The organism is Devosia marina, from assembly GCF_009758415.1.
Classification (GTDB): Bacteria; Pseudomonadota; Alphaproteobacteria; order Rhizobiales; family Devosiaceae; genus Devosia; species Devosia marina.
On the sequence record NZ_WQRF01000003.1, the window covers coordinates 413,563 to 431,817 of the forward strand.

Below are 18,255 nucleotides of genomic sequence, written 5' to 3' on the forward strand. Positions count from 1 at the left end.
GGCCGACAAGGCCACCTGATGCTCCGTTCTTCCCAAAAATAGTGATCAGGAGAGGCCCCATGTCGCGGGACCAAGATACTGCTGCACGCGCGGCATTGTTGCGTCTCTTCGAGGTCGCAGTCGAAGCCGCCGATCCCAGGAAAGCGGTCTTGGCCAACCTGCCCCCCAAGCCTAAGGGACGCTGCGTAGTCATCGGTTCGGGCAAGGCATCCGCCGTCATGGCCTCCGCGCTGGAGGCCGCCTGGCCGGATGTCAATCTCAGCGGCATTGTCAGCACCCGCTACGGCCACGCTGTTCCCGCTGGGCGAATTTCCGTCATACAGGCAGCGCATCCGGTGCCGGACGAAAACAGCACCCTTGCGGCTCAATTGATGGTGGATGCGCTGCGCGATCTCACAGCGGATGATTTGGTCATCTGCTTGATGTCAGGTGGCGCTTCCTCGCTGGCTGTCATGCCCACCGAGGGCGTCACCCTTGCAGAGAAACGCGCGCTCAACCAGCAGTTGCTCATGAGCGGCGCCAGCATCACGGAGATGAACGCCATCCGCCAATGTCTGTCGCGCATCAAGGGCGGACGGCTCGCTTCCTTCGCCGGGCCGGCTCCGGTAGTAACGCTGGTGCTCAGCGATGTGCCTGGGGATGATGCGGGGGTCGTCGGCTCGGGACCGACCATTTGTTCGCCACAAGGTCCGGATCTGGCACGAGCCAGTGTCAGCCGCTACCAGCTCAAACTGCCCGGCCATATCCGGGCCATTATCGGCTCGGCGGAGGCGCCTGCCCCGCGCCCGCAGGATCGCTATCTGGTTATCGGTAGCGCAGCTCAGTCGTTAAAGGCGGCCGCACAGGAGGCCCATGCCCTTGGATACAGGCCCCTCATCCTAAGCGATAGCCTGGAGGGAGAGAGCCGTGATATTGGCCGGGTGCTGGCGACGATGGCGGTGTCGGCAGCGACATCGGGGCTGCCATTTGACGGTCCGGCGGTGATCCTTTCAGGCGGCGAAACCACGGTCAGCGTTACAGGTGATGCTGCCGGGCGGGGCGGCCGCAATTCCGAACTGCTGCTCTCGGCCACCTTGCGCCTGGATGGTCACAACCGCATCTGGGCCCTGGCCGCCGATACGGACGGTATCGATGGCGCCGATGAGGCTGCCGGTGCCATAGCAACCCCCTCCTCACTTGAGCGTTGCCGCAAGCTTGGGCTCGACCCGCGCGCCCATCTTGACGGCCATGACAGTGGCAGCCTGTTCGCGGCTTTGGGCGACCACCTCGTCACCGGACCGACGCTGACCAATGTCAACGATTTCCGGGCTTTCCTCATCACAGCCTAGCGCTCGAACTTCTCGATCTGCGTCGCGGCCAAGTCGTAGCCGACCTGGGCGACATCGGTGCGTCTGATGTTAGCTGACAGGTGCCCTGTCACCAAGACAGCCTCCCAGAGCTTGTCGCTGGGCCATGGCGTGTCGGTGGTTACAAAAACAAGCTGATTGGGTGGCGGGGGCGGCACGTGGATGCAGGCCCCCAGGAACGGGACGAGCACGAAACTGGTCGTGCCTGCGCTACTGACGTCGAGCGGGATTACATAGCCGGCAAGCGTAATCATCTTGCCGTCTAGTGCTGTATTGAGCTGAAGGCCGTTGTCATCGAATTCTGGAATCCAGATGTCCTTGACCCCATCGTACTCTCCGGTGGCAATTATCTCCCCGTAAGGGACGCCTTCCGGGATCAAGTCAGCCCATTTGATCCGCTGCGCTTGCTGGGCCCAGGCGGGCAACGACATCGTCAGAAGGCCAGCACTGCCAACGGCGAGTGCCTTTCGACGCGAAAGACGAGAAGTGTGCGGCGAATTTTCCATTTCGAGCTCCAAATCACTCAATTCTTGATTGAAAGACCATCGGCCAAAGAAAGCTGATAGGCCCTTGCAGCCGGGAAAATGCTGGCAAGACCGGCAGCCGCCATGACCCCGCCAAGCAGCTTCAGCTCCTCGGGTCCTGGCCCCTGCATCGGCAGCCAAATGCCGAAATGGGCGTCGATAAGAGGCCGAGCCGCATAAAGCAGCCCATAGGTCCCCACCGCTCCGATAAGGCACCCGGCTCCCGCCATGATCATGGCCTCGAGCAGAAGCAGACCGAAAACGACGCCCGGCCTTGCGCCCATTGCCCGCAATATCGCCATTTCCCGGCGACGCTCATTCACTCCGGAAAAAATGACGGCGATCATGCCCAAGAGGGCTGCGCCGACGACCATGAGGGAAACGGCGCGCAGAGCATCCTCTGCCACGCCGATGAACTGCCAGAGCTCCTGCAGCGTCAGGCCAGGCAGCACCGCCAGTAGTGGCTCACCGGGATAGGTGTTTATCCATCTCTGTACGTTGAAGATGTCGAGCCGGGAGCCGATGCCGACAAGGGCGGCCGTGACTTCCTTTGGTTGCAGTTCGGCCATGGCAGGCTCGGGCCCCGTAGGACTGCCGGCACCCGGCCGCCACCCTCGATGGATGGCTTCCATGCTTTCAAGGCTGATGAGTACGGCGCGGTCGAGCGGCGTGCCAGTTCGTTCCAAAATCCCGGTGATCTCAAACGGCCTGTCATCGTGGTCGATAAAGGAGGCCAGCCCATGAGAGACCACGATCTCCTGGCCCAATTCATAGTTCAGCGTCGCCGCTACATCAGACCCGACCACCGCATGGTAGAGGTCAGTAAAAGCCGCACCTTGGTGCAACCCGATGCTCTGTCCGCCGCGATACCGATAGCGATCAAAGAACGCGACACTGGTACCCATGACGCGGAACTCGCCATGGCTATCGCCCAGCGAGATCGGGACGAGCCAATCGACTTCGGGCCGCGCCGCTATGGCTTCCATGCTGTCCCAGGAAATGTTGTTGGTGGGATTGCCGATCTGAAAGATCGTGTAGAGCATCAACTGTACTGATCCCGAACGCGCGCCCACGATCAGATCTGTGTTGGAAATGGTGTTGGCAAAGCTTGCCTTGGTCCCGTCGCGCACGACATTCACGGCCAAGACAAGGCCGACGGAGAAGGCAATGGTCAAGATCGCCAAGACAACGGTCAGCGCCCGGGCGCGCATCGAAGAAAGGATCAGGCGTGTCAGCATGACATGTGGTCCTCACTCTGACCCGACCCCATTTCGATAACCCGATCAAAGTGTTTCGCCAGACGTTCATCATGGCTGACCAGGAGAATGCTCGACCCCTGCTGCTGCGCTTGGGAAAGGACTAGGTCCATGAAGCGGTTCTGGTTGGCTCTATCGAGTGAAGATGTCGGCTCGTCTGCGACCAGCAGTTCAGGCGAACCGATGAGAGCGCGTGCTGCCGCTACACGCTGCTGCTGACCAACACTGAGCTGACCCGCGCTGCGGCAGGCATCAGTTTCTGGCAAGCCCAGGTCGGCGAGCATATTCCGGGCCGCATCTTCAGCATCTGGAGTTCTTTTGCGGCGCTGCGGCGCGAAGCGCAAAGCGAGTAGGACGTTGTCCAGGGCGCTGGCATGCGGGATGAGATTGAACTGCTGGAATATGACGCCGACATGCTCGGCTCGCACGCCGTCGCGCCGCCGAGCGGACAATGCCGTCATGTCCTGGCCCGCCACAGTAACGCGGCCCGAATGGGGTACCAGTGTTCCGTATACGAGCCCGAGCATAGTGGACTTGCCCGATCCACTGGGCCCCAAGACAAGCACCTTCTCGCCACGGTCCAGAACCAGATTGGGTATTTGGATGGGGTGCGCGTGGCGGTCCCAGCTGAAGACCACGTTCGAGAGCGAAAGAGCAGGCGCGGAACTGCTCATTCATTGCCAGCTTGCTGACGGCATAGCAGGGGTCAGAAGCTGCTGGAACTGGCCGTTTTCGGTGACAACCTGCAGGTTCAGTTCCCGGGCGCTCGAAAATGCCGCAAAGAACGCGCTATCCAACCGTGTCACTGCGGCCGGATTGGCACAGGTGAATTCATATTCCACGATCACGTCGGCATGTTCGGTGTCGCGATCATGGTCATCGTCATGACCGTGGTGGCCGGCAACAAGCTCGCCTACAGGCTCCGAGAGGGGCCCTTCAAATTGGGTATGATCAAGTACACAACCGGCTTCCTCGGGAATTCCGAAAAGGCCGAGCGGGTCGCTGAGCTTTTCCTGGGCAGATGTAATAGCTGCGTGCTGTTCGTCTGTCTCGGCCTCGTGTTCGAAACCAATTAGGTCCATGGCCGGCGCATCAAGGCGCAGGGTCACAGCATTGCCCTCGCGCACGATCTGCAATGTGCTCGAACCATGCTCATGGATATCCTGAGCGTGGGCCGCGACGTTGCAAAGCATAAAAGCCGAGGCTGTAGTGGCGATCAGGCGGCAGTTCATATGTCCTCCCCATATGGCTCAGTCGAGACCGTTGCATCGCGTCCGGGGAGTGACCAGCGTACCGTCATTATACAATTTTCCGCAGCAATCAGATTGAAGCAGAAATTTGTATAATTCTCGTCATATCGGCCTGCGCGCGCGATAGCTCCAAAGTCGGAACCGACGCCGCTGCACTAACAAAAACTAAGCAGTTGAGCGCCGATCACTCGGAGGAGAAAATGAAAGCATCTCTTGCTGCCATGGCAGCGGCTCTGGCCGTTGGCACGGCTATGCCTACCCTTGCCATCGAGACCAAGGACATGGTCGCGGCGCGCCAGCACATCTTTGGTGCAGAACATGTTGATCCAGAAACTGGAGCGCTGGCTGAAGACAAGGTCATCTTTTCCTGGCTGTCTGCCGCATCTTTTGTGGCATCCGTCCAAGGCAAGGTGATCATGTTCGACACCTATGTCACGCGCCTCGAAACTGAACGGGGGCGCACACCGCTGACGATCATGGACATCGTCAACATGAAGCCCGATGCCATCACGGTCAGCCATGGCCATGGCGATCATGCCGACAACGCGGTATTTATCGCAGCCCATAGTGGGGCCCCGATCTATGCCACGGCTGAGGCCTGCGGTACGCTGACCAATCTGGACTTTCCGCGCATGGCAGACGATCCGCGCATTCAGGACAACCCGCTCTACGCCTTTCCAGAAGGCGCGTCCGTCGACTGCGTGGCCGTCACAAGCGAAGGCTCGGTGCCGGGCACCGAGATCCTGAAGCTTCCAGTCCTTGAGCCCAATGCCTGCGTTGTCGGTTTCCGGCACCTGCATTCGGTTGCGGTGCCGCCCGATCCGGATTTCCCACCTACTCCCGTTGAAATCATTGTGGACGAGCGCGACCCGGCCCTTTTCCCCAACGGCACGCCGCTTTGGCCACGCCGTGCCGAAGCTGACTTTGTTCCAAGCGATGACAAGCAGATCGACATCCGCACCACCCGCGGTGCGCCCGGTGGCTCGGAATCGCTGTTCTTCAGCGTCATCTTGCGCGACGGCAGCAACTTCTCCTTTGTCTACCAAAACACCGCTGGCGCCCTCAAGGAAGGCAAGGGTCGTGACTGGGATGGCACGCCGGAAGACGGGCAGCGCATTCTCGACATTCTCAACGCACTACCCCCGACCGATGTCCAGCTGGGCACGGCAGCCACCGGTAATTTCGAGAATAACGGTCTGCGCGACCTGATCATGTATCAGGATGCCCTGCGCCCCAAGATCTATATTCCCAACCACATTACCGACGGCACCAAGGCACGTGAGAGCTCGTCCATGTCGGTCTATGCTGGTTATGTGAATCAGATGGATCTGATGGGTGTGCCTCAGGAACAGCGTCCGCGCCTGCACTGGCTGGTCGATCCGGTCGATTACCTCAAGCCGATTGTCTACGACGTCGACAATCCCGCCTGGTCCGATCCGGCCAAGGACGACATACTCGCCGGATATTGCTCACCGCTCGAGGGTGAAGAAGCGGTGGAAATCGCGCTTCAGTGATCTGAAAATCCTCCCTGCCTGGCGCGGCCGGTTTTCCGGCTGCGCCCTTTTTTGTCGGGGGACCGCGAACTCCTGCGCTATAAGTGAGTGCAGCCATCTAATGGGAGAGGTGTGGTGAAACCCAGAACGCTTGGACAAGGGCTCGAAGTGTCGCCCATCGGATTGGGCTGCATGGGGATCACCATGTCACTTGGTCCGCCCATGCGGCGCGACGACGCCGTTCGCCTGATCCGAGCTGCCGTGGATCGCGGCATCACCCTGTTCGACACAGCAGAAATCTACGGCCCTTTTGCCAATGAAGACCTGCTTGGCGAAGCACTCGCGCCGATCCGGGATCAGGTCGTCATCGCCACCAAATTCGGCTTCCATGTTGGTGAGGAAGGCGGATATTCCCGTCAGCTTGACAGTCGGCCAGCGCGCATCCGCACGTCAGTGGAGGGGTCACTCAGGCGGCTGCGGACTGACTGTATCGATCTCTATTATCAGCACAGGGTAGATCCCAAGGTGCCGATGGAGGACGTCGCAGGCACAATCAAAGACCTGGTTGCCGAAGGCAAGGTCAAGCATTTCGGCCTCTGCGAAGCGAGCGTGGAATCCATTCGACGGGCCCATGCCATCCACCCGGTGACGGCGCTGCAGAGCGAATATTCGCTCTGGTATCGGGAGCCGGAAGTGGAGGTTCTGCCCTTGCTGGACGAGTTGGGCATTGGCTTCGTACCCTTTGCGCCTCTGGGGAAAGGATTTCTGACCGGCACCGTAGCCCCTGGCGACATCTTTGGTGCGGACGATTTCAGGAGCACGCAGCCCAGGTTCTCGGCCGAGAACATGCGCGCCAATTCCGTGTTTGTAGACCTGATACGAAATGTAGCGGCCCAGAGAAACGCTACACCCGCACAGGTTGCGCTCGCTTGGCTGATGGCTCAGCGGCCCTGGATTGTGCCTATCCCGGGAACGACCAAGATCACGCGGATTGAAGAGAACATTGCGTCCGCAAACCTGAACTTGGCCGCTGATGAACTGATGGAAATAGACAAAGCCCTGGTTGGTATGGAGGCACAAGGGGACAGATATCCGGCCTCGCACATGGCACTGTCGGGCCGGTAGTCCGTCAGCGTGCCAGGGCTTAGCGTACGGCGACCGGTTGACAGCTTGATCAGTTGCGCTGCTGCAGTAACCTAGACCGCTACAGACCCTTTATGGTCTTCAACCATCCAGTCTGCCCGCCGCTTCAGATCTTCCTGAACAGCACTTCTCCAGCGGTAAACCGTCTCCGCACCGGCAGGATCGTCCCACCAATGGTTCTTGTTCGGATCGGGTTGCACGAAACGACCGCCCCATCCATCCTGATCCGGCCGCTCGGGATCATTGACGCCAAAGACAGCGCCGAGCAGGTGCAGGAATGAAGGCGTATCGCCCTCCCAGATTCCGGGGAGATGGGCATTGAATCCGCTGCGGGGATAGGCGGCGCCCAGCGGCCCATGACCCTCCCGCAGGTGCTGGTTGGCCCAGTCGAGATCGCCCAGCGCATGGTCCGATCCAGGCGCGTTCCAGAACATGCCCTTGTAGTTCTCTTCCGAGACAATGACGAAGAGCTCGCGGAACTCCTCCAGCAGCCAGTCGGCGGTATTGTCCTGTCGGGCGATCAGGTAGATTCGCAGTTTGGCCAGGAACCGGGCCAACTCCTCGGAGCTGCGGGTGGCCCGCACTTTCCAGATGGCCTTGGCCACTTCCACCGGGCCACCCCAGACGCAGACCCAGACCGGTCGGTCGTCATCCTTGTCGACAATGCGGATAATGGCCTCGGAGGCTTCGTTTTCGAGCCCCTCACCCAGCATCTGGTCGACCGGAATGCCGCCACGGAAATAGGGCGAGCCCCAGGTGCCGTCCTGCCCCTGAAAGGTTACCGACCGCAGCGTCGCCGCGCTGGGATAGCGGGCGTCATGACGAGCAAGATTGGGCTGCACCTGCTCATAGATATCGAGCATGTCGAGGATGTGCTGCTTGACTGCGATATTGGCAAAGCTGCCGGCCGAAGCGATCAGCGCCTCGACCTCCAGATCGTTGCTGCACATCAACAGTCGAACCATGGACTGAACGTCATCCGGATCGGAATAGCGTTCAGGCGGCTCCCCTTTCTGGTAGACGCTGCCCGGAATGACATCCACCGGGGGGAAATCGGTCATGACGATGACGCGCGGGCGGATGGCGCTGCCGTTGGTGGCGGTCATGGCGTCCTCCCCTCAGCGCCGCGGCCGCACGCGCAAAGCCAGGTTTGGCTTGCCCGGAAGCTCGACGCCGAAGGCAGCGTCCGGCTCGCCGCCCCGCACGACGTCCCCATGGCGGGTCGGCACTGCGACAGGCGCGGCGACCTTCTTGGCCGGAGTGATGGTCATGTTCCAGGTGTCGATGATATCGAGCTCGTAGTCCCCGTCCTCAAGCGGTAGGCCTGTTGACCAGATCACCGGGCGGTGCGCGCCGAAGTAGAAATAGCTGACCTCGCCGTCACGCGCCGCCGCGATGCTGCTCCAAGGATAGCCGGAGTGATAGATCTCCTCGAACGGCGTCAGGCCGTTCTTGGCATCTTCCTCGAAAATCTTGCGCATGAAGGCGATGCGCTTGGGGCTCTGGCCGTGCAACACGCCGCCCTTGGCCCACCACAGCACATCGTCCTCACGGCTATAGGTTTCGCCATGACCGGCATAGCCACCCTTGAGCATGGTCAGCCAGAAGCGGTGGACCACTTCCTCGGCGGTGATATTGCCCCAGGTCTGGATAATATCGCCTTCGTATTGCAGCTCGTCATTGACCAGCGGCTTGCCGAAATCGGTGCGCCAGTTGACCGTGCGCTGCACATCGGGATGCTGGATGCACACATGATCGACCCAGGGCCGGCGGTGATTGTAGAGCAGTTCCGGATTGCCCTGATGGATCGACTTGAGGTGCCGGTAAGGGTCGTTCTCCTCGATGATCTGGAAAAAGCGGTCCCACATTTCCATCGGCTTGGTGTTGAGCAGGAAGTCGTATTCATTGGCCAGCGACCACCACACATTTCGATAAGCGGCCAGCCGCGCGACCAGATATTTGAGATAGCGGTAGTCCTGCTCGGGGCTCATATCGGCATAGCCCCAGCGGTCGTAGGGATGAAATATGATGATATCGGCTTCGATGCCGAGATCGCCCAGCGCCGCCACCTGCTTTTCGAAGTGCCGGAAGGCCTCGAAAAAGGGCTTGTCGAAGTCCTGCGTACCGTCGCCCTTGGATTCGTAGACGTGCAGCTCGGGCTCGTTCTCGTTGTAGGGATAATGCTTGGGGAAGACACACATGCGCATCTTGTTGAAGCCCGCCGTTTCCAGCGTCTTCAGTGTCTGAGCCTGCAACTCCTGGGTCTGGTGGGTCCACACATAGCAGGTGGTGCCAAAGGGCAGGTACGGCGTGCCATCGGCGTAGCCGAAATGGAACTTTTTGCGTACGGAAACCGGACCATGCACGCCCTGGCGCGCCGCTGTTACCGTAAAGCTGGCGGTCTGGTCATTGAGCGCGGCGACATCCGACTCGGTGGTCAGCGACCAATCTCCCTCGATATCGGGCATGAGCCGGACCTTGAATAGGCCCTCCCCGTCGTAAAAGCCGGGCACCCGGATCGTGCGGTTGGCATGCTTGAACACGCCCCAGAATTCGACGTCGACATAGGGATTGCCATCCACCTTGGCGGTGATGGTATGTTCGAATACATCATAGCGGGCGACGGTCAGATCAGGCACGGACTTGCTCCTTAAAAATTGTTGTGGCGGGCGCGGATCGCCGGCGCCGCCAGCTCAGTCTTCGATCCGCTTCAGCAGGATCGCGAGGTAAGGCTTGGGTTCGAAATGCAACAGGTCGCCACGCTGGACGCTGTCGGCCAGCGGCGTTTCGGTCATCTCCCAGGAGTCGATCAGGGTTGCCGCGTAGCGCTCGCCGGGCGGTACGGCCACGGCATATTCGTGCGGCTGGTTCTCGCCGAGATAGCTGAGATAATAGCGATGCGGTTGACCGGCGGTCGCCCACCACGAAGTGACGCGCGGCCAGCCTTCTTCGCCGGGGGCAGCGCCGAAGAGTTGCTGAAGCTGGACGTTGTCAAGCCCGCCCTGCATCTGAATGCGATAGGCCGTGGTGGACTGGATCGGATCAAGACCTTCGTCAGGCCCCTCTTCGAGGATACGGCGCAAAAAGGCGATGCGCGCAACGCTCTCGCCGACCAGCTTGCCGCCCTTGGCCCACCACAACACTTCCTCATCATTGTAGTAGGTTTCGCCATGGGTGACATAGCCGCCATTGACGGTGCCGTCCCAGAAGCGGCGCACCAGCTTTTGGCCCGAGATATTGCCCCAGAGTTCGGAGATGTCGCCTTCATAGCAGCATTCATCGATCGAGACCGGCTTGCCATACTTCTCCCGCCAAAGCGCCGCCATATTGGCAGACGAACGCTGGATACTCGAATGGGTGATGCGGGGGTGGTTGTGGTCAAAAAAGGCAAAGCAATTGTGGTTGCTGAGCAGGTGGCCATAGGGGTCGTTGTCGGACACGATATGGATAAACCGGTCCCAGTCAGCGGGGCTCTTATTGGGCATCAAATCGTACTCATTGGCCATTGACCACCAGACATTGGGCAGCGCCGCCAATCGTGCAGTCAGGTATCTGAGATACCGGTCGTCCTGCTCGGGCGTCATATGCGAGAAGCCCCAGCGGTCGTAAGGATGGAAGATGATCAGGTCGGCCTCGACACCGATTTCCGCGAGCTGGTTGATGCGCTTTTCCAGGTGCTGGAAATATTCGGGCTCAAACCGTTCATAGTCGAATTCCCAGCCGGCATCCTTGATCGAGCCGGGCCAGGCACTGGACCCCTTTGTCACCAGCGGGAAGGGATACCGATCGGGCTCGTTCTGGTTGTAGCGATAGTGCTTGGGGAACACGCACATGCGGATCTTGGTGAAGGGGGCCTCGGCCAATGTCGCCAGCGTCTGCTCTTCGGTGGCATCACCCTGGTGGTTCCAGGCATAGGCAGTGGTGCCGATATTGATGTAGCGGGTGCCGTCGGCATAGCGGAAATGGTAGCGGTCCGAGACGCGTACGGGCCCGTGACGCCCGTCCTTGGCAGGCGCGACCTCGAAGCTGCCCTCAGCACCGTCAAGGGCTGGCGCATTGCTGCGCGTCTCGTAGTGCCAAGTGCCAGTCGTGTCAGGAAGAAAGCGGAGCTTGTAGGTGGTTCCGCCATCGTAGAAACCGTTGACACGGACTTCCCTGTCACCCTGGCGGAAGACCGCCCGCAGGTCGACGTCCTGAAACGGATTGCCCTCGCCTGGGCCCTCCAGTGACAATTCATAGGTCGCCCAAAGGCTCGCTGAGCCAGTGGCTGTGGCTGACTTGGTCATGGCAATATCCAATTGATGCGGCTAGCCGGCGGCGCGCAGACGCGGCCTCCAGCGGCTGGTCGTGGTGGGAATGGAGCTGAGCAGGAGCTGGGTATAATCGTGCTGCGGGTTCGACATGACTTCGCGCGCCTTGCCGAACTCGACCACGCGGCCTTTGTTCATCACCGCGATGTAGTCGGAGATGTAATAGGCTGTCGCCAGATCGTGGGTGATGTAGACAAAGCTTCGCCCCGCTTCATCCCGGAGCCGCTTGAACAGGTTGATGATGATCATGCGCCGCGAGGCGTCGATCATGCTAACCGGCTCGTCGGCGACAATCAGTTGCGGCTGTGGAATGAGAGCACGCGCCACCGAGATGCGTTGCAGCTCCCCGCCCGAGAACTGATTGGTATATTTGCCGCTGACCTCGCGATAGTCGAGACCGACGCTGTCCAGCGCATCGGCAACCGCATCTTCGGCTTCCTTTTCCCCCATATTGGCCACCCGGCGTGCGGTCTCGTGCAGATAGCTGTCCACTGGCCGATAGCGGCTGAAGGCTTCGAACGGGTTCTGGAAGATAGGCTGGACCGTGCTCAGAAATTCCTTCCGCGACGAGATGGAGCCCACCCCGACCACCGGCCGGTCATAGACAATCGCGCGTCCCGAGGTCGGGGTTTCGAGCCGCAGCAGGGTCTTTGCCAGCGTGGTCTTGCCGCTGCCCGATTCCCCAACAACGGCGATCACGACGGGTTTGTCGCTTTCCACGGTGATGTTGACGTCGTTGAGCGCCTGGATCTTGCGGGAGCGCACGAAGCTCCCCAAGCGGTACTCCTTGTTGAGGCCTTCGGTCTTGAGAATGAAGGTCATGATCAGGCTCCTACGCTCTGCGCAACAGGCGCGGCCGCGACCTGGGCAACAAAGTGCCCCGGCTTGACTTCATGCAGGATTGGCTCAACGCGATAGGCACGGTCACCGCTGGCCCCGGCGGCGCTGGCCATCAGGCCGCGCATGCTGTCGTCGCCAATGGTGGGCAGGGAGTCGATCAGCATCTTGGTGTAGGGGTGCTGGGGATCGGAGAAGACGCTATCGGTGTCGCCGTATTCGACCACGCGACCGGCATACATGATGAGCATCTTGTGGGTGACCTGATAATGGACGCCCATATCGTGCGAGACCACCAGGATGGTGTTCTTCATCTCCTCCTGGAGCTCCATGAGCAGCATGAGGATGTCCTTTTGCACCACGACGTCGAGGGCCGTGGTCGGCTCGTCAGCGATGATCAGTTCGGGCTGGAAGAAGGTGGCCAGGCCGATCATCATGCGCTGCCGCATGCCGCCGGACAGCTGATGGGGATAGGAATCCATGGCTTCAGGAGGCAATCCCAGCTTGCCCATATAGGCCCGGGCGCGTTCGAGAACGCGCTTCTTGTTGCTGTCGGTCCCAGGGAAGTCGATGAACTGTTCCCGAATACGGATAACCGGGTTGAGCGAGTTCATCGAGCTCTGCGGAACGTATGAAATGGATTTGAACCATTCTTCGCGAATGTTCTGGGCGGTGACCTGACGGCCTTTCGCGCTCTTCAGCCCATAGGTGATCGAGCCGCGCGACAAATGCATGGGCGAGGTGATGTCGCCATAGATGGCCTTCATCAGGGTCGACTTTCCGCAGCCGGACTCCCCGGCAATGCCGACAATGCACCCATCGGGAATATCGAGGGTCACGCCATCGACGGCGTGAATGGTCCGCGTTCCAAGGCGATAGCTGACCTGGAGGTCCTTGATGCTGATCATTGGACACCGCGCCTTTCAGCAAATGCGGCGTTGAAGCCGGTAGAAGTCAGGAAAAGTCCGAGAAACAGCGTCACGGAAGCGATGATGGGCGCGACCAGCCAGAGGAAATGCCCGGTGAACAACGCGTTGTAGTTGAGCGCCCAGAAGATGATTGACCCCAGCGTCGGCACCTCGACCTTGGACAGGCCGATGACCGCGAGGGTGGCTTCAAGGTTGATCGCGAACAGGATGGTGTTGATGAAGCCCACCAGCGTATAGGCCATCACATAAGGGAACACCTCGCGGATGATGACCTGGGCGGTGTTGGCGCCGGAGAACCGGGCCATGTTGATGAACTCACGCTCGCGTATCGAGAGCGCCATGGAACGTACCGTGCGCGCATCCCAGGCCCAGCCGAAAATGATGATGATGAAGCCCACGGTAAAGAACGAGGTGTTTCCCCGGATCAGCGACCCCAGGATGATGAGGATCGGCAGCAGCGGAATGGTGATGAACGTGTCGACGATCAGCATGACCAGTCGTTCGAAGCGCCCGCCGATATAGCCCGCGCTGAGACCGACCGTGGTTGCGACGATGGTGACCCCGACAGCCACCAGAACCCCCAGCATCAGCGAATTGCGTATGGCAAAGACCAGGAACCAGAAGATATCCTGACCCAGGGCATTGGTACCCAGCCAGTGGGCGCCCGAAGCTGGCAAGTTACGCATGTAGGTGGCCTGCACGGACGGATCAGCCGGCGCGAAGAGCGGCAGGATAAAGCTGCCAAGACCCATGACCGTCAGGATGGTAAGGCCAACCGCCAGGCGCGGATTGATGAGCCAGAGGAATGACTTGAATAGTCCGGGCTCTGCCGCTTGCGGCGTTTCGACCAGGGTGACCGGGTCCATTTCTTTGCTGTCTATGGTCATTTGTGGCGGATCCGGGGGTCGAGAAGTGGATAGAGCAGGTCGATCACCAGCCCGGCGGTGGCCACGGCAATGATCGAGATGGTGATCGCGCCATAGAGCACGTTGTAGTCACCACCGGTCGCCGCCGCGCGCATGACAAGGCCAATGCCGGGATAGGAGAAGATCATCTCGGTCAGCAGCGCGCCGTTGAAGACCATGCCCAGCGAGAGCGCCAGAGCGGTCACTTGCGGCAACAGAGCGTTGCGGAACACGTAACGCGTCATCCGCGTCCAGTTGCTCGCGCCCTTCAGCCGGGCATAGATGACATAGGGTTCCTCGGTGGTGGCGACGGCCAGCGCCTTCATCGAGAGGATGTTCCAGCCAAAGCCTGCCAGGACCAGCGTGATGCCGGGCAGCAACGAATTGTAGATGATCATCCCGACTTTCTCCCAGCTCATCTGACCGACCGGGAAAGTCGCCGATAGCGGGAAGACCGGGAAAACGTAGGCGAGCAGCAGCAACACCGTGACCGCCAGGATGTAATAGGGGATGGGATAGAGCAGGATGCCAACGAATTCGAGGATCGAGGCTGCCTTTTTCTTGTGAAAGTAGCCGGCAACCAGGCCCACCAGATTACCCAGCGTCCAGGCGATAACGGTGGCGGTCAGCAGCAGGCTCAGGGTCCAGGGCAGCGCCGCCATGAGCATCTGTGACACGGGCTGGGGGAAATAGGTGAAGGATGGCCCGAAGTCGAAGCTGAAGACTATGCGCTTCATGTAATCGACATATTGGGTGAAGAGATTGCCTTTGAGGCCGTAAAGATTCTCGAGATTTTCCCGGAGCTCGGCAATGGCCTCGGCGCTCAGGGCTCCATTCGCCCGGCTTTGTATCTGTCCGATATAGCCGTCCACGGGATTGATCGGCATCAGCCGCGGCAGCAGGAAGGTGATGGACAAGCCAATGAACAGCACGGCCAGATAGAGTCCGAACCGCTTGGCGATGTAGACGAGTGCACCCATCAGGGATTCCTTTTGCGATAGAGTGTGGGGCGGCCCGGAGGAATGGCCGCCCCAGCCGGTCGTGTCAGGAGGTCACTGTCCGGTAGGCTCGACGTTGGTGACGGTCTTCTTGAACGAGCTCCACCAGGTGTAGGGCGCAGCGTAGAAGTTGTCCTGCTTGGGGAAGTTCGTCCAATAGGTGCTATTGGTCGGGATGGTCGTCGGGATGTTCATGAGATTGATCATCTGCATGTCTTCCGTCAGATACTTGGCGATCTGCCGACCATTTTCGACGAACTCCTCTGTGCCGATCTCGAGGCTGGCACTTTCGGACACGATGTCGAAGATGCGTTCATCCACGATGCGGGCATAGTTCTGCACAAGGGCATCGTTGGAATCTGCGGGCAGGACGTTGTCTGCGCGGAAGTTGCGCCAGGAGTTCTGCCAGTTGGCGTTATAGGTGCAGGAGTTCGACCAGTTGATCTGCAGCTCCATGCGGGCATTGGTAGTCTGGACCGTACCAAACTCGCCATTGTCTACCTGACGGGCATTCACGTTGAAGCCTGCCTGGCGCCAGCTGTCGGCAATCGAAAAGCCGACGCGCTGCAGAACCTTGTTCCAGTCGCCTGGAATGACGAATTCGAGCACCCAGGGCGAACCGTCGGGCATGGTGAAGAAGCCGTCCGCACCCTTGGCCATGCCGACCGATTCGAGCATCTTGGCGGCCTGCTCGGGATCGTGCTTCCACCAACCGATACCAAAGCCTGCTTCCACCGCATCGCCAGAGGGCAGCTGCGCCTGATCAACGCCTTGCGCGGCGAGCGTTTCGACCAGATCGGCGCCGAAATCGGTGTTGAACGGCTTGTAGCCATCCCCAATGGTCAGCTCTTCGAGCCAGGACTCAAGCGGCTCGACATAAAGCGGATTGGTGATCGGCGTATCAGCCAGCGGCAGTGGCGAGGCCTTGAACTGGCCGCTCATCGCCGAAATGCCGACCTGCTCGAGATCAAGTGCCAGGGCCAGGGCCCAGCGCACCTCGGGCATGTCGTAAGGCGCCTTCTGGTTGTTGATGTAGATGCCATAGGAGCAGGCATCATTCATGTCGTGATAGGGGAAGGTCGCCGAGAATGTTTCGATATTCGGGTTGCGCGCCTTGGCAGCCTCGATCGAATCCGGGCTCATGAAGGTGTCGACATCGTACTGGTTCTGCACGAACGCCAGCGCGCGCGTCTCCTCGGTACCGAAGTCCTTGTAGTAGACGTATTTGACGGCCGGCTCCTCGTCGATGTTCCAGCCGGATTCATCCCAGTCCTCGCGCAGCTCCCAGAGCTGCCAGAAACCGTTGGGATCGAATTCCTTGATCTTGTAGGCGCCAAGCGTGACGGCCGGCGCGTTCTGGAATGTCACCACCTCATCGCCCAGCGGCTCAAACACGTGCTGGGGAACCCAGTTGAACGGCATGCCCCAGGTATAAACGCCCATGCGGGTGACGAAGTCATAGACCGGGGTGGCGGTCGTCACTTCGAACGTGTGGTCGTCGATCTTTTCGTAGCTATCGACCAGACGCGTGATGGCCGAAACGTTGGTTAGCTTGTCGCGGTATTTGAAGGCCGTGTCGAAGGTGAAAATGATGTCATCGACGTTGAAATCCTCGCCATCGCTCCACTTGATCCCCTCGCGGATCTTGACGCGGAACTTGGTGTGCTCGTCATTGAGCACTTCAGGGAAGCCATCGGCCAATTCCGGATAGCTTTCGCCGGTCGCGGTATCCATCTCCCACAGCGCCGCCCAGCCAAGTTCGCGGAAACCGCGCCAGATGGCATAGGAGTTGAGGGGGTTCTGGGCAGACGGGTTGGACGAACGCCCATCAAATGTCTGCACGATCATTGTTTCACTGCGGGGCGTGCCGACATCGGTCATGGCCCCCTGAGCGAAAACGGTGGTTGTCATCAAGGCGCCCATGATGGGCAGCATCCAAGTACGGCCGTGCCGTGCCATATTTTCCTCCTCTGCAGCCGCTTGACCTGAAGCGGCCATCCAATGCGGATCATTTCGGAATTCCAGGCAGGCCAAAGCTCTGTCAGGCCCCATTCAGGGCCCTGCAAACAAGGCAAGTTGGACTGACTTTCCTCCGCACGCTCCCGCGCTCCATCGCAATGTCGTTTGTTGTTATTTTCGATTTATTGCGATTAGTAAGGATTATGATCGAGCGCAGCGATTGTCAATGCTCCTCCACACGTGAGGAAGCCAAAAAAATCACCAATGGGTGTAAAGCGCTGCTAGCTGGCGATAATGACTTCGACGCCGCGGCGCTCGAACTCGGCGCGGTCACTGTCGGAAATGCCGTCATCCGTGATCAGCGTATGAACCATTTCCACGCCACCGAGAGCCGAGAAGGACACTTTGCCGATCTTGGTGGAATCAGCCAGCAGATAGACATGCGAGGCAGCCTTCACCATGGCACGCTTGACGTAGATATCGCCAATCGAGGGATAGGTCAGGCCGACATCGAAGGACACGCCCGCCGTCGCCAGAAACAGCTTCTGCGCATATATGCCAACAAAGAACTCCACCGACTTCTCACCGCTCAACGACAGTGTCGGCGCTTTGAATTGCCCTGCGGGCATATGGACGGTGTTGCTCGGTATGGCCCCAAGGATCAGGGCGATGTTGAGGGCATTGGTGATGATGTTTAGCTCTTGGCGAGCCCGGAGATTCTCAGCAAATTGGGTCGTCGTCGAACCGGAATCGATGATGAGGGTCTCATTGTCGCCCACAAGCGCTGCGGCAGCACTGCCGATCGCGCGCTTCTTATCCATGTTCTGAATTTGTTGCAGGGACATGGACTGAACCTGTTGGGGGATCGAGCGAAGAAATGCCCCTCCATGCTCCCGGGTAATGAACCCCTCAGCATCAAGCCGCTCGAGATCCTGGCGAATGGTTGCCTCGGAGACATGGAACGCAGCGGACAGATCACGTACACGCGCGCTGCCCTCTTCCTGAAGCCATTCGAGAATGGCCATGCGCCTGGGCTCTGCGAGCAATTGCGGCTGGGCACCCCGTTCCGCACCACGCTTGCGCCGAGTCGCCTTTGCCTTTTCCACCTTAACTTACCCCGCACCCTTCACCGTCAGAATAACGCCCTTAGCATATTCAGGCTTAGGGGGGCACCGGAAAACTCGATAAATCAGCAAGGCTAAAAGTCAGCTCACCGACAAAACGCAAAAATCGAAAGTTTTCACTATTGCGCGAAAGCCGTGTGCGCTGTAGCTATCAGAAAAGCACAGCAATCGGGCTCGCACT

Annotated in this window: 16 protein-coding genes; 3 read left to right on the forward strand and 13 right to left on the reverse strand. The window is 59.7% G+C overall.

What is annotated here, in order from left to right; genetic code table 11:
• Positions 1–59: 59 nt before the first annotated feature.
• Positions 60–1,328: a glycerate kinase type-2 family protein gene (locus GO014_RS12985; RefSeq protein ID WP_157290761.1), complete on the forward strand. Its 1,269-nt coding sequence runs from the start codon at positions 60–62 to the stop codon at positions 1,326–1,328.
• Here GO014_RS12985 and GO014_RS12990 read toward each other — a convergent pair.
• From GO014_RS12990 to GO014_RS13005, 4 genes are read right to left on the reverse strand one after another with little or no spacing between them, the layout of a single operon-like run.
• Positions 1,325–1,852, reverse strand: coding sequence for a DUF3299 domain-containing protein (locus GO014_RS12990; RefSeq protein ID WP_210252450.1), 528 nt, complete (start codon positions 1,850–1,852; stop codon positions 1,325–1,327). The two genes, GO014_RS12985 and GO014_RS12990, sit on opposite strands and share 4 nt — an antisense overlap.
• 17 nt (positions 1,853–1,869) lie before the next feature.
• Positions 1,870–3,108 carry an ABC transporter permease gene (locus GO014_RS12995; RefSeq protein ID WP_157290762.1) on the reverse strand — a complete coding sequence of 413 codons (1,239 nt, stop codon included), beginning with the start codon at positions 3,106–3,108 and terminating at the stop codon, positions 1,870–1,872.
• Entirely contained in the window at positions 3,102–3,800 is a 699-nt protein-coding gene (locus GO014_RS13000) for an ABC transporter ATP-binding protein (protein ID WP_157290763.1), read from the reverse strand. The genes GO014_RS12995 and GO014_RS13000 overlap by 7 nt, the downstream gene beginning before the upstream one ends.
• A complete protein-coding gene (locus GO014_RS13005; RefSeq protein WP_157290764.1) occupies positions 3,801–4,358 on the reverse strand; it encodes a ZrgA family zinc uptake protein in 558 nt (185 codons plus the stop codon). It lies immediately after the preceding gene.
• A gap of 218 nt (positions 4,359–4,576) precedes the next feature.
• Between GO014_RS13005 and GO014_RS13010 the strand changes: the two genes are divergently transcribed.
• On the forward strand, positions 4,577–5,890 hold the full coding sequence (locus tag GO014_RS13010; protein ID WP_157290765.1) for an MBL fold metallo-hydrolase: 1,314 nt from the start codon (positions 4,577–4,579) through the stop codon (positions 5,888–5,890).
• Between the two features lie 114 nt (positions 5,891–6,004).
• Positions 6,005–6,994 carry an aldo/keto reductase gene (locus GO014_RS13015; RefSeq protein WP_343030945.1) on the forward strand — a complete coding sequence of 330 codons (990 nt, stop codon included), beginning with the start codon at positions 6,005–6,007 and terminating at the stop codon, positions 6,992–6,994.
• Between the two features lie 71 nt (positions 6,995–7,065).
• Here GO014_RS13015 and GO014_RS13020 read toward each other — a convergent pair whose 3' ends face one another.
• The 9 genes from GO014_RS13020 to GO014_RS13060 all read right to left on the reverse strand — a co-directional run bounded on the left by GO014_RS13020 (position 7,066) and on the right by GO014_RS13060 (position 18,056).
• Complete coding sequence (locus GO014_RS13020; protein WP_157290766.1) at positions 7,066–8,118, reverse strand: DUF1593 domain-containing protein; 1,053 nt, start codon at positions 8,116–8,118, stop codon at positions 7,066–7,068.
• A gap of 12 nt (positions 8,119–8,130) precedes the next feature.
• Positions 8,131–9,651, reverse strand: coding sequence for an apiosidase-like domain-containing protein (locus GO014_RS13025; RefSeq protein WP_343030946.1), 1,521 nt, complete (start codon positions 9,649–9,651; stop codon positions 8,131–8,133).
• A 54-nt stretch (positions 9,652–9,705) separates the two neighbouring features.
• A complete protein-coding gene (locus GO014_RS13030; RefSeq protein WP_157290767.1) occupies positions 9,706–11,298 on the reverse strand; it encodes a DUF5060 domain-containing protein in 1,593 nt (530 codons plus the stop codon).
• Between the two features lie 21 nt (positions 11,299–11,319).
• Positions 11,320–12,144 (reverse strand): ABC transporter ATP-binding protein, encoded by an 825-nt coding sequence (locus GO014_RS13035; RefSeq protein WP_157290768.1) that lies wholly within the window; start codon positions 12,142–12,144, stop codon positions 11,320–11,322.
• Positions 12,145–12,146: 2 nt separating this feature from the next.
• Positions 12,147–13,067 (reverse strand): ABC transporter ATP-binding protein, encoded by a 921-nt coding sequence (locus GO014_RS13040; RefSeq protein ID WP_157290769.1) that lies wholly within the window; start codon positions 13,065–13,067, stop codon positions 12,147–12,149.
• Positions 13,064–13,975 (reverse strand): ABC transporter permease, encoded by a 912-nt coding sequence (locus GO014_RS13045; protein ID WP_157290770.1) that lies wholly within the window; start codon positions 13,973–13,975, stop codon positions 13,064–13,066. The genes GO014_RS13040 and GO014_RS13045 overlap by 4 nt, the downstream gene beginning before the upstream one ends.
• Positions 13,972–14,973, reverse strand: a complete 1,002-nt coding sequence (locus GO014_RS13050; RefSeq protein ID WP_116589510.1) for an ABC transporter permease — start codon at positions 14,971–14,973, stop codon at positions 13,972–13,974. The genes GO014_RS13045 and GO014_RS13050 overlap by 4 nt, the downstream gene beginning before the upstream one ends.
• Positions 14,974–15,045: 72 nt before the next feature.
• Positions 15,046–16,950: an ABC transporter substrate-binding protein gene (locus tag GO014_RS13055; RefSeq protein ID WP_157290771.1), complete on the reverse strand. Its 1,905-nt coding sequence runs from the start codon at positions 16,948–16,950 to the stop codon at positions 15,046–15,048.
• Between the two features lie 281 nt (positions 16,951–17,231).
• Positions 17,232–18,056: a DeoR/GlpR family DNA-binding transcription regulator gene (locus GO014_RS13060; protein ID WP_343030947.1), complete on the reverse strand. Its 825-nt coding sequence runs from the start codon at positions 18,054–18,056 to the stop codon at positions 17,232–17,234.
• Positions 18,057–18,255 lie beyond the last annotated feature (199 nt).